Source organism: Paenibacillus typhae (assembly GCF_900099765.1).
GTDB classification, from domain to species: Bacteria; Bacillota; Bacilli; order Paenibacillales; family Paenibacillaceae; genus Paenibacillus_AQ; species Paenibacillus_AQ typhae.
The window spans coordinates 1-25,519 of sequence record NZ_FNDX01000020.1; the positions used below are offsets into that span (position 1 = coordinate 1).

25 protein-coding genes and 2 tRNA genes are annotated in these 25,519 nt (G+C 52.1%); 21 read left to right on the forward strand and 6 right to left on the reverse strand.

Going from position 1 to position 25,519, the window contains the following annotated elements; translation table 11 throughout:
• Positions 1-487 precede the first annotated feature (487 nt).
• Positions 488-826 carry a DUF5665 domain-containing protein gene (locus tag BLR64_RS16675; RefSeq protein ID WP_090715977.1) on the forward strand — a complete coding sequence of 113 codons (339 nt, stop codon included), beginning with the start codon at positions 488-490 and terminating at the stop codon, positions 824-826.
• 37 nt (positions 827-863) lie between these two features.
• On the opposite strand, the gene BLR64_RS16680 is transcribed toward BLR64_RS16675, so the two are convergent.
• The gene (locus tag BLR64_RS16680) at positions 864-1,595 is read right to left on the reverse strand and encodes a TraR/DksA C4-type zinc finger protein (RefSeq protein WP_090715853.1); all 732 of its coding nucleotides are present in this window, start codon (positions 1,593-1,595) and stop codon (positions 864-866) included.
• Between the two features lie 218 nt (positions 1,596-1,813).
• Between BLR64_RS16680 and lspA the strand changes: the two genes are divergently transcribed.
• The 3 genes from lspA to BLR64_RS16695 all read left to right on the forward strand — a co-directional run bounded on the left by lspA (position 1,814) and on the right by BLR64_RS16695 (position 4,667).
• On the forward strand, positions 1,814-2,317 hold the full coding sequence (lspA, locus tag BLR64_RS16685) for a signal peptidase II (RefSeq protein ID WP_090715855.1): 504 nt from the start codon (positions 1,814-1,816) through the stop codon (positions 2,315-2,317).
• Positions 2,310-3,284, forward strand: coding sequence for an RluA family pseudouridine synthase (locus BLR64_RS16690; RefSeq protein ID WP_090715857.1), 975 nt, complete (start codon positions 2,310-2,312; stop codon positions 3,282-3,284). The genes lspA and BLR64_RS16690 overlap by 8 nt, the downstream gene beginning before the upstream one ends.
• Before the next feature lie 129 nt (positions 3,285-3,413).
• Positions 3,414-4,667 carry an LL-diaminopimelate aminotransferase gene (locus BLR64_RS16695; RefSeq protein ID WP_090715858.1) on the forward strand — a complete coding sequence of 418 codons (1,254 nt, stop codon included), beginning with the start codon at positions 3,414-3,416 and terminating at the stop codon, positions 4,665-4,667.
• Positions 4,668-4,789: 122 nt separating this feature from the next.
• Here BLR64_RS16695 and BLR64_RS16700 read toward each other — a convergent pair whose 3' ends face one another.
• Complete coding sequence (locus tag BLR64_RS16700; protein WP_090715860.1) at positions 4,790-5,356, reverse strand: GNAT family N-acetyltransferase; 567 nt, start codon at positions 5,354-5,356, stop codon at positions 4,790-4,792.
• 531 nt (positions 5,357-5,887) lie between these two features.
• Between BLR64_RS16700 and BLR64_RS31310 the strand changes: the two genes are divergently transcribed.
• From BLR64_RS31310 to BLR64_RS16750, 12 genes are all read left to right on the forward strand, one after another.
• Positions 5,888-6,175: a GyrI-like domain-containing protein gene (locus tag BLR64_RS31310; protein WP_279615471.1), complete on the forward strand. Its 288-nt coding sequence runs from the start codon at positions 5,888-5,890 to the stop codon at positions 6,173-6,175.
• A gap of 93 nt (positions 6,176-6,268) precedes the next feature.
• Positions 6,269-6,436: a hypothetical protein gene (locus BLR64_RS30345; protein ID WP_167360706.1), complete on the forward strand. Its 168-nt coding sequence runs from the start codon at positions 6,269-6,271 to the stop codon at positions 6,434-6,436.
• Between the two features lie 784 nt (positions 6,437-7,220).
• Complete coding sequence (gene pyrR / locus BLR64_RS16710; protein ID WP_068722082.1) at positions 7,221-7,799, forward strand: bifunctional pyr operon transcriptional regulator/uracil phosphoribosyltransferase PyrR; 579 nt, start codon at positions 7,221-7,223, stop codon at positions 7,797-7,799.
• Positions 7,800-7,801: 2 nt separating this feature from the next.
• On the forward strand, positions 7,802-8,710 hold the full coding sequence (locus BLR64_RS16715) for an aspartate carbamoyltransferase catalytic subunit (RefSeq protein ID WP_090715861.1): 909 nt from the start codon (positions 7,802-7,804) through the stop codon (positions 8,708-8,710).
• Positions 8,711-8,833: 123 nt separating this feature from the next.
• On the forward strand, positions 8,834-10,108 hold the full coding sequence (locus tag BLR64_RS16720) for a dihydroorotase (RefSeq protein ID WP_090715863.1): 1,275 nt from the start codon (positions 8,834-8,836) through the stop codon (positions 10,106-10,108).
• A 67-nt stretch (positions 10,109-10,175) separates the two neighbouring features.
• Positions 10,176-11,357, forward strand: a complete 1,182-nt coding sequence (gene carA, locus BLR64_RS16725; protein ID WP_090715864.1) for a glutamine-hydrolyzing carbamoyl-phosphate synthase small subunit — start codon at positions 10,176-10,178, stop codon at positions 11,355-11,357.
• Between the two features lie 2 nt (positions 11,358-11,359).
• Entirely contained in the window at positions 11,360-14,581 is a 3,222-nt protein-coding gene (gene carB / locus BLR64_RS16730) for a carbamoyl-phosphate synthase large subunit (RefSeq protein WP_090715866.1), read from the forward strand.
• A gap of 186 nt (positions 14,582-14,767) precedes the next feature.
• Positions 14,768-15,484, forward strand: coding sequence for an orotidine-5'-phosphate decarboxylase (gene pyrF / locus BLR64_RS16735; RefSeq protein ID WP_244157741.1), 717 nt, complete (start codon positions 14,768-14,770; stop codon positions 15,482-15,484).
• On the forward strand, positions 15,481-16,122 hold the full coding sequence (pyrE, locus tag BLR64_RS16740; RefSeq protein ID WP_090715869.1) for an orotate phosphoribosyltransferase: 642 nt from the start codon (positions 15,481-15,483) through the stop codon (positions 16,120-16,122). The genes pyrF and pyrE overlap by 4 nt, the downstream gene beginning before the upstream one ends.
• Positions 16,123-16,259: 137 nt before the next feature.
• On the forward strand, positions 16,260-16,424 hold the full coding sequence (locus tag BLR64_RS30350; RefSeq protein ID WP_019909365.1) for a hypothetical protein: 165 nt from the start codon (positions 16,260-16,262) through the stop codon (positions 16,422-16,424).
• Positions 16,425-16,505: 81 nt separating this feature from the next.
• Positions 16,506-16,582, forward strand: a tRNA-Met gene (locus BLR64_RS16745).
• Between the two features lie 41 nt (positions 16,583-16,623).
• Positions 16,624-16,697, forward strand: a tRNA-Ile gene (locus BLR64_RS16750).
• A gap of 121 nt (positions 16,698-16,818) precedes the next feature.
• Here BLR64_RS16750 and BLR64_RS16755 read toward each other — a convergent pair.
• A complete protein-coding gene (locus tag BLR64_RS16755; protein WP_090715870.1) occupies positions 16,819-17,400 on the reverse strand; it encodes a protein kinase family protein in 582 nt (193 codons plus the stop codon).
• A 3-nt stretch (positions 17,401-17,403) separates the two neighbouring features.
• Positions 17,404-18,210 (reverse strand): HipA family kinase, encoded by an 807-nt coding sequence (locus tag BLR64_RS16760; RefSeq protein WP_090715872.1) that lies wholly within the window; start codon positions 18,208-18,210, stop codon positions 17,404-17,406.
• A gap of 1,013 nt (positions 18,211-19,223) precedes the next feature.
• Between BLR64_RS16760 and BLR64_RS16780 the strand changes: the two genes are divergently transcribed.
• On the forward strand, positions 19,224-19,697 hold the full coding sequence (locus BLR64_RS16780; protein ID WP_090715879.1) for a GNAT family N-acetyltransferase: 474 nt from the start codon (positions 19,224-19,226) through the stop codon (positions 19,695-19,697).
• Positions 19,698-20,072: 375 nt separating this feature from the next.
• Here the strand turns inward: BLR64_RS16780 and BLR64_RS16790 are convergent, their stop codons facing one another.
• A complete protein-coding gene (locus BLR64_RS16790) occupies positions 20,073-20,981 on the reverse strand; it encodes a hypothetical protein (protein WP_244157736.1) in 909 nt (302 codons plus the stop codon).
• Positions 20,982-21,025: 44 nt separating this feature from the next.
• Positions 21,026-21,520 (reverse strand): RNA polymerase sigma factor, encoded by a 495-nt coding sequence (locus BLR64_RS16795; protein WP_090715883.1) that lies wholly within the window; start codon positions 21,518-21,520, stop codon positions 21,026-21,028.
• A 175-nt stretch (positions 21,521-21,695) separates the two neighbouring features.
• On the opposite strand from BLR64_RS16795, the gene BLR64_RS16800 reads away from it, so the two are divergent.
• The 4 genes from BLR64_RS16800 (at position 21,696) to BLR64_RS16815 (ending at position 25,502) form a co-directional block, all read left to right on the forward strand.
• Positions 21,696-22,484 carry a class I SAM-dependent methyltransferase gene (locus BLR64_RS16800; protein ID WP_090715885.1) on the forward strand — a complete coding sequence of 263 codons (789 nt, stop codon included), beginning with the start codon at positions 21,696-21,698 and terminating at the stop codon, positions 22,482-22,484.
• Between the two features lie 66 nt (positions 22,485-22,550).
• The gene (locus BLR64_RS16805; protein WP_090715886.1) at positions 22,551-22,757 is read left to right on the forward strand and encodes a hypothetical protein; all 207 of its coding nucleotides are present in this window, start codon (positions 22,551-22,553) and stop codon (positions 22,755-22,757) included.
• 316 nt (positions 22,758-23,073) lie between these two features.
• Positions 23,074-23,754 (forward strand): response regulator transcription factor, encoded by a 681-nt coding sequence (locus BLR64_RS16810; protein WP_090715888.1) that lies wholly within the window; start codon positions 23,074-23,076, stop codon positions 23,752-23,754.
• Complete coding sequence (locus tag BLR64_RS16815) at positions 23,751-25,502, forward strand: sensor histidine kinase (RefSeq protein WP_090715890.1); 1,752 nt, start codon at positions 23,751-23,753, stop codon at positions 25,500-25,502. The genes BLR64_RS16810 and BLR64_RS16815 overlap by 4 nt, the downstream gene beginning before the upstream one ends.
• Positions 25,503-25,519 lie beyond the last annotated feature (17 nt).

The window sequence follows — 25,519 nt, forward strand, 5'->3', positions numbered from 1 at the left end:
GTTCTATAAGTCCAGAAGACGAAGTGAATCGTCTGTGGGAAGGGAGTCCGAGGGGCTCATAGTACCAAGGAACCTAAGGACAACATAACCTTAGGGAGGGAAGGAGCCCTGCTTTGTTCATGTTTCACCAAGAGGTACGAGTCCGTGAATGCCCAAAGCGGCTAACGACACGCAAGAAAACACTCAAGAACTCGACAGGGGAAACTAGGTCATGGGCCAAGGCCAGAATGCTGCATGCCCATGAATGACGAACATCGGAAAGCCGTATGAGGGAAAACCTCACGTACGGTTTGATGAGGAGGGGCTGAATTTATTCAGCCCTTTACTCTAGCTAATGCAGTAATGCTGGGTGAAGGAGCTGATAACGGTGGCGGACAGGCACGAGGAAAACGGGCAGAAAGTACAAGGCGGGAGAATCACGGTCAGGACATCCGGAGATGGCGGCGGGCCTTCCGGGCAAAACTGGCAGGAGACGGGACGGGAGCATATAGGAGAAGTACAGCTACAGGGACAGGATCAGCCGATTAGCCAGGAGGAAAAGCTGAACGCCGTCTACCGGCTGACTACCGGACTGGCGCAGCAGATGGAGAAGGCGCGGATTGCCGAGTATACCGAGCTTTTGCATAGCCCTTTTCGCCTGATCTGGCTGAACATTCTTTCAGGAACGGCACGCGGCGTGGGGATTGCGCTCGGGTTTACCTTTTTTGCGGCGACAATCATTTATGTGCTGCAGGTGCTGGGTGCGCTCAATCTGCCGATCATCGGGGACTATATCGCCGACATAGTGCGGATCGTACAGCATCAGCTGGAGCTGAAGACGTTTTAGCGTGCATTTTAATATAGAAAAAAAGGAGCAGCCGCAGCTACTCCCGTGATCTTTTTTCATTCGGGTCAAGCAGATAATCGCCTTCCTCGCTATCCATGTAATGGCGGTAACTGTTACCTTTGATGATGGTAAGATGATTGCCGGCAATGTCGGTTGCGACAAAGTTTTCCCACGGCTCCACGAAGCCCTCGGTTTCGTCCGCCTCAATCTCCATATCATTATAGGAGCGGATTTCATTGTCTTCGGCCATGGCCGGGGAATTCGAGCTGCCCCAGCTTTCAACAATCTGCCAGGCATCCTCCCCGTCGAACCCGTTCTGTTCTTCGCGTTCGTCCAGGCTTGTCCGCCCGAACGGCGGAGACAGAAACTCTTCCTCTGCAGGCCTTGTAAAAGGCGAGAACTGGCGCGGATTATGCTCTTTGCAGTACCTTGTTGAGGGGACAACGGACAAACGTTCATACGGGATATCCCCGCCGCAGACGGCACAGCTGCCGTAGCTGCCTTCTTCCATTGCGGTCAGGGCATCATCGATCTCCTTCAGCTCATGCTCATCGCGCTCTACGAGGGAGATATCCATCGAGCGGTGGTACAGCTCTGTTGCCGCATCCCCGGGATGATTGTCGATAACGGACAGCTCGCCGGTATTATCGCGCAGCGATTCCTGCAGGCCGTAGTGCTCATTATTGTGCAGACGGTGGCGTATGTCCTCCTGCTGCTGAAGCAGTGCTTGATGCAGGCGGGCCAGCTGCTCTGATGTCAGGTGACTCATGGACGATGCTCCTCTCAGGTGCTTTTATCGAAACAGTTCCTTCAAGGATAGCTTGGCCGGAGAGGCATGGTTTTACCGCTGGAAAATGTTTTTAGCCTGAGGCTTTTTGCCCAAGCCATGAATAGACGGGTTCTTGAGGCCTGTGCTACAATATACAAGTCTTTATTCAGTATTCGTACCGCATTCGCGGGAAAAATAAGAACGGAGTGACAACTTCTGTGGTGTACTTTCTGATTGCGCTAATTGTATTTTTGATTGACCAGGGTACCAAATATGTGATTGCTACCCGGCTGGAGCTCGGAGAGCAGATTCCGGTTATTAATGATTTCTTCATTATTACCTCACACCGCAATCGTGGAGCCGCTTTCGGCATCCTTCAGGGACAGCAGTGGTTCTTCATTCTGATTACAACCGTGGTTGTGATCGGTATCATCTGGTACCTGAACAAAGCCCGGAAGACCCGCAAGCTGCTGCCTACAGCGCTGGCTCTGGTACTCGGCGGAGCGGTCGGCAACTTTTTGGATCGTCTGCTGAACGGAGAGGTTGTAGACTTTCTCATGTTCAATTTCGGCAGCTACACCTTCCCGATCTTCAACGTGGCCGACTCCTGTATTGTAATCGGGGTGGCGCTGATTATTCTGGACACGCTGCGTGATGTAAAGGGCGGAGAAGAAATCACCGAAGTTAAGGAAGCAAAGGAAGTAAAAGAAGGGAATGAATGATTTGAACAAGGACTTTGGCGAATTGGTGGCTGAGGGAGCCTCAGAGGAGGACAAGGATGTCACTGCATGGACGGTTGCATTAGAAAACGCCAAGGAACGGATTGATAAATACATCACCGAAGCCTGGGAAGAGGAGATTTCCCGTTCGCAGGTACAGCTATTGATTTCAAACGGGCATGTTACGGTGAACGGAGCTCCTGTAAAAGCGAATTATAAGCTGTCTGCAGGCGATGTTGTCGCTGTAACTGTACCGGAACCGGAAGTAACGGATCTGGTACCCGAGGATATTCCGCTTGATGTGGCTTATGAAGACAGCGATGTTATTGTGATCAACAAGCCGCGCGGCATGGTTGTGCATCCGGCTGCAGGGCATCCGTCAGGTACCTTGGTCAATGCGCTGATGTATCACTGCAAGGACTTGTCCGGTATTAACGGCGAGATCCGCCCGGGCATTGTGCACCGCATTGACAAAGACACCTCCGGCCTGATTATGGCCGCCAAAAATGATGCCAGCCACGCCTCGCTCGCAGCCCAGCTGAAGGAGCATAGCGTAACCCGGCGTTATATTGCGGTTGTACACGGTAACGTATCCCATGATAAGGGAACAGTCGATGCGCCGATCGGCCGCGACCCCCATGACCGCAAGCTGTACACCGTAACCGAGAAGAACAGCAAGCGGTCGGTGACCCATTTTACCGTGCTGGAGCGCTTGGGGGATTGCACCCTGCTGGAGCTGCAGCTGGAGACAGGACGTACCCACCAGATCCGTGTGCATATGAAGTTCATCGGCCATCCGCTGGTCGGAGATCCGGTGTACGGGCGCAGCAAGGGCATCACCATGAACGGGCAGGCACTGCATGCTGCTATACTCGGCTTTGTGCATCCTTCGAACGGGGAATATATGGAATTCAGCCGGCCGATCCCTGCGGATATGGAAGATTTGCTGTTCCAGCTGCGGAGCAGATAAGTACAAATGAAGTGATGATAAATCCATGGTTTTGCAGGCGGTTTTGCCTCATATTTAGATTATGGGATGTAAAATCGTCCTGCATGGATTGCATAGTTATAAATAATGCCAGGAGATGAGAACAAGAATATGAGTATCGAACAATATCAGAGCACTTTTATTCAGACGAATTTTGCTGACCGCATCGGCGGCGCTAACTACGGCAAGGATACCAACATTTATAAATTTGAAAAAATCAAACGCGCCAAAGCATCGGCGAAGCAGGATTTTCCTGATATCGAGCTGATCGACATGGGCGTAGGCGAGCCTGACGAAATGGCCGACGAAGGCATTATCGCCAAGCTGGCTATCGAAGCTGCGAAGGAAGAAAACCGCGGTTATGCGGATAACGGGATTCCTGAATTCAAAGCGGCAGCCGCTGCTTACCTGAAGGAAGTATTCCAGGTTGAAGGCATCGACCCTGTGACGGAAGTGGTTCACTCCATCGGTTCCAAGCCGGCCCTGGCCATGCTGCCATCCGCCTTCATTAATCCGGGCGACATCACGATCATGACGATCCCTGGTTATCCTGTATTAGGTACACACACCAAATATCTGGGCGGACAAGTATACACTGTAGAACTTAAGAAGGAAAATAACTTCCTGCCTGACCTGAACTCCATTCCGGAGGACATCGCCCATAAAGCGAAGCTGCTCTACCTGAACTATCCGAACAACCCTACAGGCGCAAGTGCAACTCCTGAGTTCTTCGCTGAGGTTGTAGTCTGGGCTAAAAAATACAATGTGGTAGTTGTCCACGATGCTCCTTATGCAGCCTTGACTTACGACGGCGTGAAGCCGCTGAGCTTCCTGTCCGTACCTGGCGCGAAGGATGTCGGCGTTGAGCTGCACTCCCTGTCCAAGTCCTATAACATGACCGGCTGGAGAATCGGCTTTGTTGCCGGTAACCCGCTGATCGTAAAAGCCTTCAGCGACGTTAAGGACAACAACGACTCCGGTCAGTTCATCGCGATCCAGAAGGCTGCCGCTTACGGTCTGGCTAACCCGCAGATTACCGAAGCGATTGCCGCCAAGTACTCCCGCCGCCACAACATGCTGGTGGACGCGCTGAACAGCCTGGGCTTCAAAGCCGAGAAACCGAAGGGCTCGTTCTTCCTGTATGTAGCTGCACCTAAGGGTGTCAAAGGCGGACGCCGCTTCGAATCCGGCGAAGACTTCTCCCAGTTCCTGATCCGCGAAAAGCTGATCTCCACTGTGCCTTGGGATGATGCCGGCCCGTTTGTCCGCTTCTCCGTAACCTTTGTAGCCAAAGGCGAGGAAGAAGAAAAACGTGTAATCTCCGAAATTCAAAGACGTCTTTCCGACGTTGAATTCGAATTTTAATGATAAAGCCGCCGCGGTCTTAACAGACTGCGGCGGCTTTTTTTGGCAGATGCGGGGTAAGAGTTGATAGTAATATAAGCGTACCGGGAGAGTGTTGAGCAGGATGATTACAGTAGGTTTCGTTATTTTGCAGGCGGGCGGTACGCCTTTTTATGAAAAGCATTGATGTACTTGAACAGGGACTCCCCGTTATCCGTTGCTGCAACTCCCGCTGCGAGCGGCTTCAGCATGGCCTGATACGGCTCGGGAACCCAGATATACTGATGCACGTAAGGGGTAAGGATGAAGCCGTTCTTTTCCCAGAAATGAATCCGCTCTGTATGCTCCTCCGACGTGCCGGATTCGGCCTCAATAATGACTCCCTGCACGTTATGTTCCTTCTGTGCCCATTCCACGACTGAGTTCAGCAGCACCGTGCCGGCTCCCTGCCCGCGCAGCTCCCGGCTGACTGCCAGATAATCAATGATGAGCCGCCGGCCCTCTTTCCCGTCGAGAATACCTGTAACAGCCATCCCGGCTGTCTGTCCGTTTAGCAATCCTGCGTGCAGATAACCGATTCCGAGGTCCAGCATACTGTGCAGGATCTTTTCCGGCTTGGCCCCGCTGGGAAAAGCCTCCCGGTACACCGGCTCCACGGACCTCCATAGCTCATCGTTCCACTCTGCAATTGTTATTAGCTCCATGTTCATCCTCAAGTCGCCTCCGGATTTATCATAACAGAGCGGGTGGGCATAGTAAAAATGGTGCTGTAGCGGGGGAGCTGTTATAGAGCGGGTTATCTTTTGCCGGCTGGCTGTAATATGACATACAGGTGTCTATTTCAATCGGGTAGAATGATAGCATAAGCCTATACAAAGAGGTGTACCTATGGACAAGATGGATTATAAAAAAGCATACAAAGAACTTTACCAGCCCAAGACAGTGCCTGGTGTGGTTGATGTGCCTGAAATGACCTTTATCCAGGTGGACGGACAGGGTGACCCGAATGAGCCGGGGGGGCGAATACCTGCGGGCTGTAGAAATTCTTTATGCGCTGTCTTATACGATCAAAATGGCTCCCAAAAGCGGACCTGCTCCCGAAGGCTACTTCGAGTACGTCGTGCCTCCGCTGGAGGGCCAGTGGTGGCAGGAGGGTATTCACGGAGTGGATTACACCCGAAAGGACAAGTTCTGCTGGACCGCGATGATCCGTCAGCCTGAGTTCGTGGATTCGCAGGTATATGCTGCTGCTGTGGAGACAGTTGCCCGCAAAACCGCAGATCGATGTTGCCAAAGCCCGGCTCGTAACCTTTACGGAGGGGCTGTGTGTCCAGTGTATGCATATCGGCAGCTATAATGAAGAACCGGCGACCGTTGAGAAAATGAACAACTATATAGCAGAGGAGGGCCTGCTGTGTGACTTGTCAGACATCCGGAAGCATCATGAAATTTATCTGTCCGACCCGCGCAAATCGGATATAGCGAAGCTGAAGACGATTGTGCGGCATCCTGTGCGAAAGACTGATTAACGGCGCCAAGCGGTAAGGGGAGCAAGCATATGGTTCGCTGATTGGGTAAGTATAGAGTGAGCTTGTGCAAAGTAAGCCTGAGGAGTGATAGGAGTGAAGCATACAGATTCCAAGCAGTCTGAGCGGATTGAGGCCGGCGGCCCGCCGCAGCGGGTGGATCTGCAGAGCTTACCTGCTCTAATTCGTTACATCGGCTACGCTGTGGTATATGGTATCCCTCTGATCGTCTCGGCTTTGATCCTCATCAGCCCTTTTAAATAAGCCGGCGTTTTTGCCGCTGATGGTTCTTACCTTTTGTGTTTAGTCTTTTGTAGTATTTTCTCAACCAACCTAATTGGATTTTCGCCACTTAAATCCGGTGTTTTCGGATAATTAGGGCCATTAGTTGGAAAAACGCCACCTAAATTGGGCTGATTCTCCCTTAGGAGGGTGATTGGGCGAAATTAAGTGTCTTTTTTCCAATTAGTGTTCACCTAGTGGGGGATATCAATAAATTAGTGGGCGATTTTCTACTTAGGCAAAATTCTGCGCTTAGACTGGAGGAGCGCAGTGTCGGCCTAAAAGCTTTCCGCAGGAGAGCTCGCTTTGTAAGCAAAGGCAGGGTTTGGATTTCAACCGCGAGCAGCGGTACAATTGAAGAAATCTGCAGAAGGGCAGCGGCCGGAAGTCCAAAAACCCTGTAGCAGCGCCCGGTACCCAAGCAGTATAGGCTATCAGCATACCTCACTCAATAGCGTCACCCTCCTTTACCTGTTCGCTCCCATCACCTGTAAAACTTTCCCGGTTTGACATGAAGACAAACTTCTGTCATAATTCTTTTAGTTGAATATGCGCCTTTAATTCAGTCCCGTGAGGCTGGCAAGGTAACGTGAATCGAGGTTCGCGACAAATGGATGGGATCCGTATGAGTACGGATGGCCTCTTTATGCGCGCGGACATCCATCTTTTTAATCTGCGGATTTCACTCCTTGCCTGCTTCGGGCAAGGAGTTTTTTGATTTCCGGGAACTTGGACGGGCGTACAAGCGAAAGGATGGACTGGATAAATGGCTACCGAAAAAAATGTAATTATGGATGAAACGGCGATCCGCCGGGCGCTGTCGCGCATTGCACATGAGATTTTGGAGAAGAACAAAGGGATTGAGAATTGTCTGCTGGTCGGCATCCGCACCCGCGGGGTGTATCTGGCCCAACGGATTGCAGAGCGGATCAAAGAGATTGAGGGCGTGGAAATCGCCTGGGGCGAGCTTGACATCACGCATTACCGGGATGACCGCGAAGGCGGAGATAACCGGGAGGCAATGGATCAGGCGGCGGCAGAGAGCATACTGAACCTGCCGGCAGGCAGCGGCGGCATCCGCGACAAGAAGGTGATTTTGTTCGACGATGTGCTCTACACCGGACGGACGATTCGTGCGGCGATGGATGCCCTGATGGACTGCGGACGGCCGCGGATGATCCAGCTGGCTGTACTGGCCGACCGCGGGCACCGCGAGCTGCCGATCCGGCCGGACTACATCGGCAAGAACGTGCCTACCTCCAGGCATGAAGAGATCGAAGTTTCACTTAAGGAATACGACGGCAAAGATGAGGTTTACATTATTTCTAACCGGGAGGAACGATAACAATGATGACAGCAACCAAGGTGAAGGAACGCAGTCTGCTGGGGATTAAAGAGCTGGACCGGACAGAGATTCTGCAGCTTTTGAACAGAACGGCTTACTGGGACAACCAGAAGGAGAAGCTGACACCGGTGCTGAGATCGCAGTTTGTGGCTAACATGTTTTTTGAAAATAGCACGCGGACCCGCTTTTCCTTCGAAATGGCCGAGAAACGCCTTGGGGTGCAGGTTCTGAATTTTACGGCGGCAGCTTCCAGTGTAGAAAAAGGCGAGTCGATCTACGATACAGTGCGCACACTGGAATCGATGGGGATCGACGCCGGAGTTGTGCGTTTGAAGCCTGCAGGCGTGCTGCAGCAGCTGGCGGAGAAGGTGTCCATCCCGCTGATCAACGCCGGAGACGGAAACAACGAGCATCCGACCCAGGCGCTGCTGGACATGTATACGATGACCAAAAATTTTGGCGAGCTGAAGGGCCTGAAAGTGTCGATTATCGGGGACATTATGCATAGCCGGGTGGCCCGCTCGAACCTCTGGGGGTTGACGAAGATGGGAGCAAGCGTGCAGTTCTGCGCCCCGGACAGCATGAAGGCGCCTGAGCTGGCACAGTATGCCCCATACGTAAGTATGGAAGAAGCGCTGAAGGCGGACGTGGTTATGATGCTGAGAGTGCAGCTGGAGCGTCACGCAACCGGCATCCTGCAGTCAGCCGAAGAGTACCGCAAGCAGTACGGACTGACAGAAGAACGGGCGGCCAAGCTGGATAAGAACACGATCATCATGCATCCGGCGCCGGTCAACCGCAATGTAGAGATTGACGATGCGGTGGTGGAGAGCAGCCAGTCGCGGATTTTCCCGCAGATGGCTAACGGTGTTCCGGTAAGAATGGCAGTCATGGAACGTGCTCTTCAATAGAAGAGACAGACTCTAAAAAAACCTGACATAAATGGATTAATAAATATACACAAAGATGAATTTTTATTATATAATACAAACAGAGTCTGGAGCTGCGGCTTGCAGGCAAAAGGAGAATTAACCGTGATCATTAGAAATGCCAGTGTATTGAACAAAGACGGCGAACTGGAAGTTAAGCATATCGTAGTTCAGGACGGGATCATCACAGCGGTTGAAAGTGAGCTTCCGGCGGAAGAATCCGGTGAGATTGTAGACGCGGAAGGCAAGCTGCTGGTACCGGGCCTGATCGATATGCACGTGCATCTGCGCGAGCCGGGCTTTGAGCATAAAGAAACGATTGAAACCGGCGCACGGTCGGCAGCCAAAGGCGGATTCACCACCATCGCCTGCATGCCGAACACCCGCCCAGTGACAGATACTCCTGAAATCGTCGAGCTGGTAAAAGAAAAGGCGCGTGAAGCCGGACTCGTCAAAGTGCTGCCTTATGCGGCAATCACCAAAAATGAGCTTGGCCGCGAGCTGACAGACTTTGCCGCCCTGAAGGAAGCCGGAGCGATCGGCTTTACCGACGACGGTGTAGGTGTACAGACCGCTCAAATGATGAAGGATGCCATGAAGCTGGCAGCAAGCCTGGATATGCCGGTCATTGCTCACTGCGAGGATGATTCGCTGGTCGAAGGCTGTGCGGTGAACGAAGGTACTTTTGCCACCAAGCATGGCCTGAAGGGCATTCCGAACGAGTCGGAAGCCATTCATGTCGGACGCGACATTCTGCTCGCTGAAGCAACAGGCGTACACTACCATGTCTGCCACGTCAGCACGGAGCAGTCGGTACGGCTGATCCGCCAGGCAAAGCAAATCGGCATTAAAGTAACCGCAGAGGTGTGTCCGCACCATCTGCTGCTCTCCGAAGAAGATATCCCGGGAATGGACGCCAACTGGAAAATGAACCCGCCGCTGCGCTCCCGCCGCGATGTGGAAGCCTGCATCGAGGGGCTGCTGGACGGAACGATTGACATCATCGTAACTGACCATGCGCCGCACAGCGAGGAAGAAAAAGCCAAGGGCATGCAGCTTGCACCGTTTGGCATCGTCGGCTTCGAGACAGCCTTCCCTCTGCTGTATACCGCTTTTGTAGCGACAGGCAAATGGGATCTGTCCTTGCTGGTACAGCGGATGACCGCTGATCCGGCCCGCGTGTTCCGGCTGAACACAGGCAGCCTGGCTGTAGGAGCGGCGGCTGACTTGACACTGATTGACCTGAATGAAGAGCAGGTGGTTGACCCGGCCACTTTTGCCACTAAGGGACGCAATACACCGTTCACCGGATGGAAGCTGAAAGGCTGGCCGGTAGCAACCTGGGTAGACGGCAAGGCCGTCTGGACGAAGGCTAACTAACGATCCTGACTGGATCAGGATAGAGACAATAGAATCAGACTACAGAAACAAGAAGGAGTGGAAGGAAATGCAGGCAAGATTGCTGCTTCAGGACGGAACGCTGTTTACAGGGACCGCATTTGGCGCTGAGGGCGAAATGACAGGCGAGGTTGTTTTTAACACAGGGATTACAGGTTATCAGGAGGTGCTGTCGGACCCTTCCTACTGCGGACAGATCGTAACGATGACTTATCCGCTGATCGGGAACTACGGCATTACCCGTGATGATTTTGAATCCGTGCGTCCTTTTGTACACGGCTTTGTTGTACGCCGCCATGAAGATGTGCCGAGCAACTGGCGCGCTGAATACAGTGTGGATGACCTGCTGAAGGAATATGGCATTCCAGGGATCAGCGAGATCGACACCCGGATGCTGACCCGCATTATCCGCCACTACGGAACGATGAAAGCCATCCTGACTACTTCTAACAAGCGTGTGGAAGAGCTGATGGAAATGATGGGCGACACAACCATTGAAGAGCTGCGCAACCAGGTTGCCCGCACCTCTACCACTACAAGCTACAGCAGCCCTGGAACGAAGGAACGCATTGTGCTGGTTGATTACGGCGCGAAGACCGGTATCCTGCGCGAGCTGAACAACCGCGGCTGTGACGTAGTGGTTGTGCCTCACGATGTAACAGCGGACGAAATCCGCCGCCTAAACCCTGACGGAATCCAGCTGTCCAACGGCCCTGGGGACCCTAAGGATGTGCCTTATGCCGTGAACACCATCTCCGAGCTGCTTGGCGAATACCCGATCTTCGGCATCTGCCTGGGTCACCAATTGTTCGCACTGGCTTGCGGTGCTGACACCGAGAAGCTGAAGTTCGGCCACCGCGGCGGTAACCACCCGGTTAAGGAGCTGGAAAGCGGACGCTGCTTCATCACCTCGCAGAACCACGGCTACACTGTTAATGAAGAATCTGTGCAGAGCACCGAGCTTGAAGTGACGCACATCAACAATAATGACAAGACCATTGAAGGCCTGAAGCATAGCCGGTACCCTGCATTTTCGGTGCAGTACCATCCGGAAGCAGCGCCGGGACCGCATGACAGCAGCTATCTGTTCGACCGTTTCCTGCAGATGATTGCCGATCACAAAGCGAAGACGCCTGCCGGCTCACGCCAGGCACAGCTTGCCGCCAATGCCAGAATCACGGCACCTAAACCAACAACACCGAAGCTTGAAGCCGTGAAAGGAGCTCTATAATCATGCCTAAGAACGATAAACTTAAAAAAATCCTCGTCATCGGCTCCGGTCCGATCGTCATCGGTCAGGCCGCCGAGTTCGACTATGCAGGCACACAGGCCTGCCAGGCTCTGAAAGAAGAAGGCGTGGAGGTTGTACTGATCAACAGCAACCCGGCCACCATCATGACTGATACCAACATGGCTGATAAAGTATACATTGAGCCAATCACCCTTGATTTCGTAACAGGCATTATCCGCCAGGAGCGTCCCGACGGACTGCTGCCGACTCTGGGCGGCCAGACCGGTCTGAATATGGCTGTTGAGCTGGCGCGTGCCGGCGTACTGGAAGCGGAGAATGTGAAGCTGCTCGGTACTCAGCTGCACTCGATCGAGAAGGCAGAAGACCGCGACTTGTTCCGCGAACTGATGCGCGAGCTGGATCAGCCTGTTCCGGAAAGTATCATTATTACTACTGTAGATGAAGCGATGAGCTTCGCTGAAGAAATCGGCTTCCCGCTGATCGTACGTCCGGCTTATACGCTCGGCGGAACAGGCGGCGGGATCTGCGACAACGCGGAAGAACTGCGTGAAACGGTAAAAGCGGGTATCCGCTATAGCCCGATCGGCCAGTGTCTGGTCGAGAAGAGCATCGCCGGCATGAAGGAAGTCGAATATGAGGTTATGCGTGACGCGAACGACAACTGTATCGTGGTCTGCAACATGGAGAACTTTGACCCTGTAGGTGTACATACTGGCGACAGTATCGTTGTGGCACCGAGCCAGACGCTCTCCGACCGCGAATACCAGATGCTGCGCAGCGCTTCACTGAAGATCATCCGTGCGCTGAATATCGAAGGCGGCTGTAACGTACAGTTCGCGCTTGATCCGCAGAGCTATCAATATTATGTAATCGAAGTGAATCCGCGTGTCAGCCGCTCCTCGGCGCTTGCCTCCAAGGCAACCGGTTATCCAATCGCTAAGATGGCAGCCAAAATCGCCCTCGGCTACACGCTTGACGAAATCGTTAACCCGGTTACCGGACAGACGTATGCCTGCTTCGAGCCGACACTGGACTATATTGTGAGCAAAATCCCGCGCTGGCCGTTCGACAAGTTCACCTCGGCGAACCGCAAGCTGGGCACGCAGATGAAAGCGACCGGCGAAGTAATGGCGATCGGCCGTACCTTTGAAGAGTCGATCCACAAGGCCGTGCGTTCCCTGGAAATCGGAGTTCACCGCTTCCGCTTACCGGGTGCCGAGCTGCTCGAAGACAGCGTCCTGCGTACCCGCCTGGCTAAGGCAGATGACGAGCGGCTGTTCCTGATCGCCGAAGCCTACCGCCGCGGCTATCAGCTGCAGGAAATCCAGGACATCACCAAGGTTGACTGGTGGTTCCTGTCCAAGATCGAAGGACTGGTACAGTTCGAGGATGTGCTGCGCAGTGAAGAAACACTGAGTGCTGAAACACTATATCAGGCAAAACGCAAAGGCTTCACTGACCGGGCTATCGCCGAGATCCGCGCCGAAGGCCGTCCTGGCGGTGCACAGACGAAGGAAGCGGATGTCCGCGCCCTGCGCCTGGCCCAAGGCCTGACACCTGTCTTCAAAATGGTAGATACCTGCGCCGCTGAGTTCGAAGCTTCGACGCCTTACTACTACTCGACATATGAAACAGAAAACGAAGTTACGCATTCCGATAAGCAAAAGGTTGTAGTGCTCGGCTCCGGACCGATCCGTATCGGCCAGGGTATCGAGTTCGACTACTCCACTGTACACGCAGTGTGGGCGATTCAGAATGCCGGCTATGAGGCCGTTATTATCAACAACAACCCGGAGACGGTGTCTACGGATTTCAATACTTCGGACCGGTTGTATTTTGAGCCGCTGTTCTTTGAAGATGTAATGAACGTCATCGCACAGGAAAATCCGATCGGGGTTATCGTACAGTTCGGCGGTCAGACAGCCATCAACCTTGCTGCTCCGCTGGCCGCTGCCGGCGTGAATATCCTCGGAACCAGCCTGTCGAGCATCGACGAAGCCGAGGACCGCAAGCGGTTTGAAGCGCTGCTGGCCCGTCTGGATATTGCACAGCCGAAAGGCAAAACCGTAACCGATGCAAGCCAGGCTGTAGAAACAGCGCAGTCCCTCGGCTATCCGGTGCTGGTGCGTCCTTCCTACGTGCTGGGCGGACGTGCGATGGAAATCGTATATAACGATACTGAGCTGATGAACTACATGGTTGAAGCGGTTAAGATCAATCCGGAGCATCCGGTCCTGATCGACCGTTACATGCTTGGCAAAGAGGTTGAGGTTGACGCAATCTGCGACGGCGAAACCGTAGTCATCCCGGGCATCATGGAGCATGTGGAGCGCGCAGGCGTCCACTCCGGCGACTCCATCGCCGTATATCCTCCGCAGTACCTGGACGAAGGCCTGAAGCAGAAGATCGCCGATATCACGATCAAAATCGCCAAAGAGCTGAAAACGATCGGTCTGGTGAACATCCAGTTCGTTATCTACCAGAACGAAGTGTATGTCATCGAAGTGAATCCGCGCTCCTCGCGTACGGTTCCGTTCCTGAGCAAGGTAACCGGCATTCCAATGGCGAATCTGGCGACCAAAATCATCCTCGGCAGCAAGCTGAAGGAAGAGGGTTACACAGAAGGCCTCTGGCCGGAGAGCGACTACGTATCGGTTAAAGTGCCGGTGTTCTCTTTTGCCAAGCTGCGCAGAGTAGAGCCGACCCTGGGACCTGAAATGAAGTCTACCGGCGAGGTAATGGGCCGCGACAAGCTTTATGCCAAGGCGCTGTACAAAGGTCTGATTGGTGCAGGCATGAAAATTCCGGCAACCGGCGCGATCATCGTAACGGTAGCGGATAAAGACAAAGCCGAAGCGGTTGAGCTGATGAAGGGCTTCCATGCAATGGGCTACAAAATCATCGCTACAGGCGGCACAGCGCAGGCGCTGGAGCAGTCCGGCCTGAACGTGATGAACGTCAACAAGCTGGATGAAGGCGAGCCTACGATCCTCGACCTGATCCGCAGCGGTCAAGCGAACTTCGTGTTCAACACCCTGACCAAGGGTAAAACACCTGAGCGTGACGGCTTCCGCATCCGCCGCGAAGCGGTTGAGAACGGCGTGGTATGTATGACCTCGCTCGATACCGTAGCGGCGCTGCTGAAGATGCTGCAGACGATCAACTTCTCGTCACAGTCGATGCCCGCTTTTGTCGGACAATAAGATATGAATACCAGGAACTGCCTGCGGGCGGTTCCATTCAGGGGACGGTTTGCGTTAGCGCAGACCGTTCAACTGTGCCCGGGCAAGCAGATGATGAATGAAGGAGCTGGAGAACGACCTATGGAACAGCAAACCACAGAGCAGACAGAGCATGAGACAATTGGTCAGATTGCAAAACGGGATGAGATGGCCGGCAGGCTGATGATTCCGCTAGACTACCCGGATGCGGACTCCGCGCGGGTCCTGATTGATAAGCTGGAAGGCATCCCGTGTTACCTGAAGGTCGGCATGCAGCTGTTCTATGCAGCGGGGCCTGATTTTATCAGAGAGCTCAAGGAACGCGGCTACAACGTCTTTCTGGATGTGAAAATGCACGACATCCCAAATACCGTCCGTGGCGGTGCCGAGAGCATCACAAGGCTTGGTGTAGACATGTTCAACGTCCATGCCTCCGGAGGCAAGACGATGATGGCCGCAGCGCTGGAGGGAGCCGCCAAGGCGGTCAGCCTGAACCCTTCGCTGCATATTCCGCTGATCATTGCGGTTACGCAGCTTACAAGCACGAGCCAGGAAGTGATGAACGAAGAAATCGGCATTGCCGGGAAGGTAGAAGATACTGTGGTACGTTATGCCAAGCTGGCTACGGAAGCTGGGCTGCATGGCGTAGTTGCTTCTCCGCAGGAGTCGGCAGCGATCGCTGCAGCCTGCGGTCCGGAATTTGTCACAGTAACCCCGGGTATCCGTCCGGCAGGCTCGTCCCTGGACGACCAGTCCCGTGTAATGACCCCTGGACAAGCCATCCGCCAGGGCAGTCACTTCCTGGTCATAGGACGCCCGATTACCGCAGCCGCCGATCCGCGCGCAGCCGCACTATCCATTATTGAGGAGATGACACAAGCATGAGTACATTGTCTAATACAAGTCAGAATGTTGCAGCCTATCTGCTGGAGATCGGAGCGGTTGCCCTGCGCCCGCAGGACCCTTTTACCTGGACCTCCGGCATTAAGTCGCCGATCTATTGCGATAACCGCCTTACGATGTCTTTCCCGGAAGTGCGTAACTATATTGCAGGCGGCTTTGCAGCGCTGATTAAAGCCAGCTATCCGGAAGCGCAGGTTATTGCAGGCACAGCAACCGCCGGTATCCCGCATGCCGCCTGGGTGTCCGACAAGCTGAATCTGCCTATGGCTTATATCCGCGATAAGGCCAAAGGCCACGGCAAGCAGAACCAGATCGAAGGCAGTATCTCTCCGGGCCAGAAGGTTATCGTTATCGAGGACCTGATCTCCACCGGCGGCAGCTCAATCAAAGCAGCACAGGCTGTGGAAGAGGCAGGCGGTGAGGTGTTGGCTGTTCTCGCGATCTTCAGCTATGAGCTGGACCGCGCTACTGAAGCATTCGCAGCAGCCGGTGTGCCGCTGCAGAGCCTGTCCAACTACACAACCCTGATTGATGTAGCCCTGAGCCAGGGCAAGATCGCTGAGAGCGATGTAGCGCTGCTGCAATCGTGGCGAAAAGATCCGGCGTCGTTCGGAGTGTAAGCTTATTTAAAATGTTTTACGTGCGGGACCTGCAGCTTTCCGGTTATGAGAGCTGTAAGTCCCGCATATTTATCTGTCATGATGGGGTATGCTATTACTGCAGCGCTGAATAACCGACTTCAAAGGAGACATCCATCATGAACTGGATTTATTTTGCCAAGCTGTTCCGGACGAGATTTCAGGCGGGCTGTCTGGCCAAAAGGCTGGAGCAGGACGGCTGGATCTACGGCTATCATGACCCGCGCTTTGTAGAAATTTACCGGTCGCGGAAGGGGCGTTATGGGGTCCGTTTTTTACCGTAAGCAATTAACAATTTCATCCTTGACTTTAGGGCCTTATTTAATGTATATTAACTATTGTCGCTGTTTGAATAAGTTTACTGACGCGGGGTGGAGCAGCCCGGTAGCTCGTCGGGCTCATAACCCGAAGGCCGCAGGTTCAAATCCTGCCCCCGCAACCAATTATTCTTTTACAGCCATTGTACATTCGGATACCTAGTCCGGGCCCTTAGCTCAGTTGGTTAGAGCGGTCGGCTCATAACCGATTGGTCACAGGTTCGAGTCCTGTAGGGCCCACTTCACTAAACCCCTTGCGTAGCAAGGGGTTTTTGCTTTGTTTGGGGTTATTGGTGGTTAGTATAAAGGAGAATTGGAATTATAATGGATAAACAGATGGTGATTGTGCGGTAGAAGGATCTTATATTAACCAGGTCTCATAAAGCTCGGGTCTTTGAAGTCTAACGAACTCCCTGAAACGGGATAACAGGTTCAGGTTATTGAGTTCATCAAATAGTATTTTAGGCTTAGGAGAGTGAAATGCGAATGAGTGTACAAGATCAATGGCAACAAGGGTTTGTGAAGGGGTTAACAGAATATGTCTCAATGCCGCATCGATCCGTTGCAGGCCTAAGCGCGTCATTTCCTCTAGCAAATCAATTATTTTTTCGGCCATGGCATCATCAATGCACGGATTATGAAGAAAGTATTCATCTAACCCCTGTCCCTGTATATACTCTATTACGTTATAGTTAACTCCGGAATCAAATAATTTTTGGAAGAATTTAGAAGATTGCACATGCTTAAGCACAATGAACTCCAACTTGGCATCATCGGGAGACGCATAGATTTTAACGCATCTGCCGGAATCCAATAGAAAAACAGCACCTTGCGCACCGGCTCCGATAAGGGGGAGGGATGTGGGATTATCAAAAGAAACCTGATAATTTACGCCTGGCAGCTGAACTCCGGGATAAACCGTAATCGCTGTGAAGTTATCCATCCGTTAAACCTTCTTTTCATTATAATCCTTACTCCATACGGGAAAATGAATGCGGACTGCTTCTATCGCCTTACGTAATAGGGCTAATCTCGAGTCCAGATATGAAACAACTGCACGGCCTTGACTGTCAAGGAACCTCCACTCACCGGGTACACCTGATACTACTTGCTTAAGGGCAGCATAACTGAGTGACTCAAATTTCTGTAATGCAGCTTCAAAGGGAGATTTGCTATCCAAAGAAGGAACAAATTTCTGGTACAATTCGCCCCAATAAGTAGAAATGTAAGGTTGATGGGCTGAAATAGAGCGTTCATTCCAATAAGGCCCTTTCAAGATGTTAGCCTGGTCTATCATCCATAAATGCGGTATCAGAGAGTTGGATATCAACAGGTTGGTATTTGCCTCATTAAATATATGCCGGTCATTATTGTTCACCCAGTAATCAAATAGAATGATATCAGCTGCTTTATCAATATTATCTGCCTTGGAAAAATCAGAGTCAGGAGTTACATTGACAGCATTCTCGATGTAGAGGCTTCCGAAATGCGGACCTGCTTGTGCATACCCTCTTTGAAGTTCGGGATTTCGTGTAATAATTTCCTCATCCAGAAGTATGACCGCTCCTTGTGGTACAGGAAGATCAAGCAATAAGGCTAATCTGTAGCTAATCAATTCATTAACCAGAACCATGATGCCTTGAGGGTTGGAGCTGAGTTTAACCACGTAGGTTTGACCATCTTCACAACGGATTAAGTGAGGACGGCTATACCCTGATTCGATTGGTTTAATATAATATTCTCCGCGTATCATTAGAAACCACCTTCTCATCTTAAATTATGAGGTGGGACAATTCAGAGATTAGGCGAAATGGTATTTTAATTTGTATGAAAGTTCCTATGGAAGTGTACACATCCTAATGTACTTTTGTAAACAAGGAGGCGATTTATGAAGGTAACCTTGAAGAAACTGAGCTTTTGGCTGCCGGTACTATCTTTATTCGTTTGTTTTTATAACCTATCCGGGGCCGATGATAAGAACCTGCTGCTGTTCCTGACAAGTCCTCTGCTTTTGTGGTTCAATCCGCAGCTGACGGATTTGCATTACTCGATGAATAGTGAGAGGGCGTTCTTGTTCGTTTTGTACGGGATTCATTTTTTCTCCTGGCTAATATTTGGACTTATAATAGATTGGTTGTACTCGCGATACAAATCCGGAAACCATGGATAATTCTGAACAAGGGGGGAGATGCATTGTACTTTTGGCTGTTTCTTATACTTCCGCTGTCCTGTGTGCTGTTCCTTTATAACTGTTTTGCCTTGTTTAAAAAGATCCATGAGGGAAAAAAACTGTCCATCCGTAACATTATATTCGCTTCAGTAGCACTCTACCTGATGATTTTCATTCCAGCCGAGTTTATTGCAGCAGAGGCGGGCAGGGCATATTAAGTTAAAACCCAGGCCTAATTGGACTGATAGTACAATAGAATCCATAATACCCCATTGGACTTTATGTATTACTCTACCTACGATATTAAAAAAGCCCGTGACCGGGCTCAAAACTTCTCAGGATTCTCAATTTTCATTGAGGCGATTTCCCCGCATCTTTTGCAGAAGGTGTAGATCACTCCTGAGCCAAAAGAAAAAGCCTTATTAATCGGCATGACCCGGGCATATCCATTATTTAACCGGCCTTTGACGAATTCGGTTCTTCCGCAAGCTTTACAAGCTGTCTGTGTCTGATCCATTATATCCACCCCACAGTACGTATTTCTAATTGGATACGCTGAGTTTAGCCATTATGTTTCATGATAAGGAGTCCATCCCGTGATAATTAGAACCTTCACTGAGCAGGACATCTCCCAGATTGTCACTCTTTTCTACGACACGGTACATTCGGTAAATAAACAGGATTACTCGCAGGAACAGCTCAACGCCTGGGCGTCGTATGAGGATGAAAGTCAGCGGCTTAGCACATGGAAGGACGCTTTGAGCCGTAACATCACCCTGGTTGTTGAGAATAATGGCGTAATCACCGGGTTTGCAGATATGACGCTTGAAGGGTATTTGGACAGGCTGTTTGTACATAAGGATTATCAGCGGCAGGGGATTGCTAAGGCACTGGTGAATACACTGGAGACGGAGGCACGCGGGCTGGGTTTGACTGAGATCCGTACGGAAGCGAGTATAACGGCGAAGCCTTTTTTTGAACAAGCAGGCTATAAGGTGGTCCGGCAGCAGGTTGTGGAACGCAAGGGCGTGAAGCTGGAGAATTATTTAATGTTAAAAAGCTTACACTGAATTCAATATCATTTCCAATAGAGAATCGGGGCATCGTATGCTAAAAAAGGTCTGGAGCAACAATCCGCGTTGGTTCACCGTGTTATGGGCAGTAACAATTACCGCGTACATTGGCTTAATGCTATTCCATGAAACGGATCAAATCATGACGGTACTCATGGCTGTGTTATTTACCGCAGCCGGGGTTCGGGACTGGAACAGACAGCGCAAGCTTGCGTTATTCTCCTACTTTCTGGCTGTCGTCTTCATCGTTATCTACATTATTAATATGTTGTAGTTGAAAATAATATTTTACACAGCAAAGCAGCCCGCCTACAAGGCAGGGCTGCTTTATTAATGTCAGGGACGGCCCGTTGCCGCGGGGCGCCGCCATCCTTATGGAGTCATGCTGTCCCACAGCGCCTGGAATGCGCCGGATTCAACTTCAAAGAACACCGGTGCATTGCCGTAGCGCACCAGCCCCTGGCCGAAGAGCACCAGCTGTACCTGTGCTTTATCTTCCAGCTCCAGATAGATAATCTTGCGGTCTTCGCTCTCGTAGATGCCCTGATCCATCAGCGGCTCAGCTGCGAGCGGTTTCGCGGCCTGAAGCGCCGTCACGAAGTTATCCAGCACCTCACCGCCTGCAAGCGGTGCATACTGCTGCTGGCCGTTGTTCCAGCTGTCGAAGCTCTCCCACTGGGCCGAGGCGATCCGGCCTTCGAGGTTCAGCTTGCCGATCAGGTCGGCGCCGCTGTTAACGGTAATGCCATTTGTATGCTCATATAGATCGGCAAATATCTGTCCGTCGATTTCCGAGTAGGACATGATCAGGAACCCGGAGTCGTAACCTTTTACCGTATAGATGTCTGTCACGCCAATGTTGGAAGCGAGCTCAGTGTAGGCGTCTTTGCTGCTCCATTCGTTAATACCGCCTGTAGTGGTCCCCAGCTTGTCGCCGAGCAGGGCGGCAGCGTCTGCAGCATCAATGCGGGTAGCGGACTGTGTATACACATTGCCCTCATAGACAACCAAGGCGAGCATGCTCGCCTTAACCTCGGAATCCGGATCAGGCAGTTCAACCTTAGGTATGGTGATACCCGTTCCCGGGTCAACCTGGGCTACCTGTGCCGGTGCTGCCGGGCTGTTAATCTGCTGCCAGATAGTTGGACCTGCAAGGCCAATTCCGGCGGCGATTACGAGGCTTGCTGCGATATACATTGTTTTGCGCGGGCGTTTACGCTCCTGCTGCTGCTGTTCCAGCCTGCTGATCAATCCGTTTTTCATATGTTCACTTGGTTTCATAGTATCCACCGCTTTCTTGTATTGTTGTCGAAATTGTTCTTCTTTCACTCTGGTTCCGCTCCTTCCAGCTCCAGTTTTAACAGCTGTCGTCCCCGCTGAAGCCGCATTTTCACAGCAGAGTCACTGATCTGCAGAATTCGGCTGATTTCCTGTACAGAATAATCTTCGTAGTAGTAGAGATGGATCACTGCCTTGAGCTTCACGGGCAAGGCGAGCACCAGCTGCAGCAGCGCAAGATCCATCGGACCGTCTGCCGCCAGCGCCTCGGCGCCGTCCAGCTTAACTTCACGTTTGCGCCAGCCTCTGCCCAGCATCGTTTTGCAGGTGTTGGTAAGTACGCGGATCAGCCAGGCTTTCTGGTGCTCGGCATCATTGAAATCCGGCGCTTTTTCCATCAGCTTGATGAATGTATCCTGAACGGCCTCCTCGGCATCCTGGCGTCTGCCCAAATGGACCATAGCAATCCTGAATAGCATATCTGAATAAGCCTCGTAACTCTTTATCACATGATTTCCCGGCCGGATCATGGATCGCTGCATAATGCAATGACCTCCTTTATACCTGTAACACCATTACGAACGGCATTTGGTCACATTTTGTTTCGCACAAACTCCAGAAGGATCAATCTTCCATTTACCGCTATCTAACCTCCGGCCTTTGTAGTAAACTGATAGCCCTGGAATAAATTCCATATATATCAAGGGGGCTGAATGTATGCAGGAACAACTGGCACGTGCCAACAAGGCGGCTTGGGAAACGAAGGCTTATCAGGCTTGGGTGCAGCATCACGGGTCACCTGAGGCGCTTGCCGAAGAATTGAAGAAGGACCCCCGGCATCCGCTGCGTTACTGGCTGAAATACACAGGTGATCCATCCGGCGCAAAAATCCTTAACCTGCTGGGCTCCCACGGCAGAAAAGCGATCCCCCTGGCCCTGCTTGGCGCAGAGGTAACGGTAGTCGATATTTCGGCGGAGAACCGCCGGTATGCCACTGAGGTTGCGGCTTGCGCGGGTGTGCAGCTGAATTATATCTGCTCGGATGTCCTGCATATTCCGGATGAAGAATCGCTTGGGCAATTCGATTATGTGCTGATGGAGTTTGGGGTTTTGCATTATTTTACTGACCTTAAGCCTTTGTTCACGCTTGTGAATCGCAGGCTGGGTGCGGCTGGACGGCTGCTGTTAACGGATTTTCATCCGTTTGCCAGGGCGTGGAAGACCACAGAGACGCTCCGGCAGCCGACAGGCAACTATTTTGACGATACGGTCCGGGAAGGTGAGGTGGCCTTTGCCAGGCTGCTCCCGGAATCAGAGCGTTCAGAATTATCCAGTGTTCTAACGAGGGCGTGGACTGTGGGCGATATTCTTACAGCAGTTGCAGCGAGCGGGCTATATATCCGTACCTTTGAAGAGATCCGTAACGCAGCCGATCCGAGCTTTCCCGAGTTTTATACTCTGATCGCCGACAAAACAGATGTGCAGCTGTCTCCGCTGAATCCCTGATTGTAGGCATTAGACAACCAGACGTAAGCATATGGGTACATAAAACACTATTGGGGTGGTGGACCGGTGCTGCGTAACCAGGAGTTCAGAGTTTATATCATTACCAAAGGGGATATCCTCCGGTTTGTGGCGATAGAGATCGTGCTTGGAACGATGACCTACTCTATTGCGATGAAGTTGTTCCATAACGTGATTTTGGCGAGTGCGGGCGGCTGGGCCGGGACAGAAGGCTTCAAGAGACTGATTATGCTGAAGAATATATTAGCTAAATAACCGGATAGCTTTAGAGGCCATCTTCTGGGAGGTGGCTTTTTGGGCTGTCCGCCTACTATTGATCATCCCGGGAAAATAATGTCCAGGGCACACTGGATTTTTGTCAGCCGGAATTTCACCGCTGAAGCGGAAAAGGACCTGCGCAACTTCTAGTCTCCTCTACTTTTGCTGCTAGGGGATGACGATATTAATGTAGATGTGCAAGGAATGGGCATGAAACAGATTGAGCTGTTCCTTCGGGATATATAAGGGCACATAAAGGACATAACATCCAGTTATGCTAGTACCAATAACATGTTTGAAGGCGGGGACTGGATTGAAGAAGAAGCTGCTGCTCGTCGAGGATGAAATTCGGATCCGCGAGCTGGTGTCAGACTATTTCATACAAAACGGCTGGGAAGTATGCGAAGCGGACAACGGGCAGGATGCGCTGCTCTGGTTCAGCTCCCAGCTGCCGGATCTGATCATCCTGGATATTATGATGCCCAGGCTGAACGGGTTCGAGGTGTGCCGGGAGATCCGCCGGCAATCAGCGATTCCCATTATTCTGCTGACGGCAAAGTCTGCAGATGACGATAAAATATACGGCTTTGAAGCGGGAGCGGACGATTATGTGACGAAGCCGTTCAGCCCCAAGGTGCTGGTTGCGCGGGCCAATGCGCTGATGAAGCGGGTGGAGGGCGGTCACCTGCCGGATTCAAGCAGCCTCAAATTCGGTGCTGCTGTCTTTAACACCTCTGCCCACCGGCTGGAAATCGGAGGTGCAGAGGTGGAGCTTGCCCCCAAGGAATATGAGCTGTTATGGCTGCTGATCCGCAATAAAGGCATTGCCGTCTCCCGTGATACCATTCTGAGCCGGGTCTGGGGCATTGAATTTGACGGGGATTCCCGGGTCGTTGACAGCCATATCAAGAAGCTGCGAAGCAAGCTGGGCGCAGAGTCACGCTGTATCCGTACGGTGGTCGGGACCGGCTATATGTTCGAGGAAGAGCCATGAGAAGGCAGGGAATCACCTTTAAGCTGTTTGTGATGACCGTGATCTTTTTTCTCTGCTTTTATGGGATGGTCATTCTGGGCCAGCTGCTGTTCTTTGACGGCTTCTACCAGCATCAGAAGGAGGGCCGGGTCGAAAAGCATCTTAAAGGCTTTGGTGCCAGCTACATCAGTGAGCAATGGACCGGCAGCCGGCTGTCTCAGGAGCTGGTCCGTTTTATGCTGCGCAACAAGACACAGCTGGCGATTGTGAAGCTGGACGGCAAGATGAATTCGGACGACCCGTATCATATGAAGCTGCGGATGAAGGACGGTAGAGAGCTGGTTGTTTCCCTGTCGATGTTCATGAGCGAATACGGGGACGCACTGAGGGCAGCGGATATCAAGGAAGAGGATTCGCTGACGCTTGAGGGCGAGCTTTTTGAAGAGGACAGCAGCAGTACTCAGGACCTGATCTATCCTGTAAGCATAACCGCCGGCGGCAGAACGATAGGAATGCATGAGGAGGGGATGACACGGCTGTCCGGAACCGTTACAGAAATTGTACTGCCGGATCTCAAGCTATGGAATCCGCGTCAGGGGATTCTGCTGGAGGCGCTGGAGGAGTGGTTCCCGCTGACGTCTGAACAAAAGGCGAATTTGGAGCAGCTGGAAATGCAGAAGCAGGAGTGGAGCGCCCCCTGGAGCGGTATCCGCAATTCTGTCATTATTCTGCCTGTCCGGCAGGCCGGCGGAGAGGTCGAGCTGCTGTTCACGGTTACCTCCCTGCAGGATGTCAAGGATTCGAATGAAGCGCTGCGCTGGTTCTTTTTATATCTGGGGCTGGGCGGGCTTATGCTGATTCTGATTCTCTCGCTGTTCTTCTCCAAGATGGTCACCAGGCCGCTGATCAAGCTGAACAATATCGCCAAACGGATGGTCTCACTGGACTTTACAGGTGATAACTCGATCCGGCAAAAGGACGAGCTGGGCAGCCTGTCAAACAGCATGTTCACGTTGTCTGTAAGTCTGGATTCGGCGCTGCGCGAGCTGCGTGAGGCTAACCGGCAGCTGGTGGAGGAGATGGAGCACAAACGGCGGATGGAGATCATGCAGCGAGACTTTTTTGCCAATGCCTCGCATGAGCTGAAGACTCCGCTAAGTATTATAAAGGGCTTCGCTGAGGGTCTGGAGGATGGTGTGAGTGCCGGCAAGCAGGATCACTACATTAAGGTCATTATTGAGGAAGCCGACAAAATGGAGTTCCTGGTGAAGGATATGCTGGATTTGGCCAGGCTGGAGTCTGGCACCATCAAGCTGCAGAAGAGCTCTTTTATGCTGAGTGAGCTGACAGAAAAGGTAGCTGACAAGCTGATCCATCTGCTGGACGGCAAAGGGCTGAAGGTGGTTGTTATTCCGGTGAACGAACCGCCGGTGTATGCCGACAGCAACTGGATCGAACAGGTGGTGCTTAATTTCATGACCAATGCCATCCGGCATGCAGACGAAGGAAGCACGGTGACCGTCAGGATAGATGGCCAGGGGCAGGCCTGTGTCTTCAGCATTCATAATCAGGGCGAACCTGTACCGGAGGATCAGCTGCAGCAGATCTGGGAACGGTTCTACCGGGCCGAGCCCTCCCGCAGCCGGCTGACAGGCGGAACCGGACTGGGGCTGTCCATTGCCAAACGGATTCTGGATATGCACGGCTGCCGGTATGCAGTGAAAAACATCGGAAATGGCGTCTGTTTCAGTGTGTACTTTGAAGGCTGAGCAGACATGCGGCATTG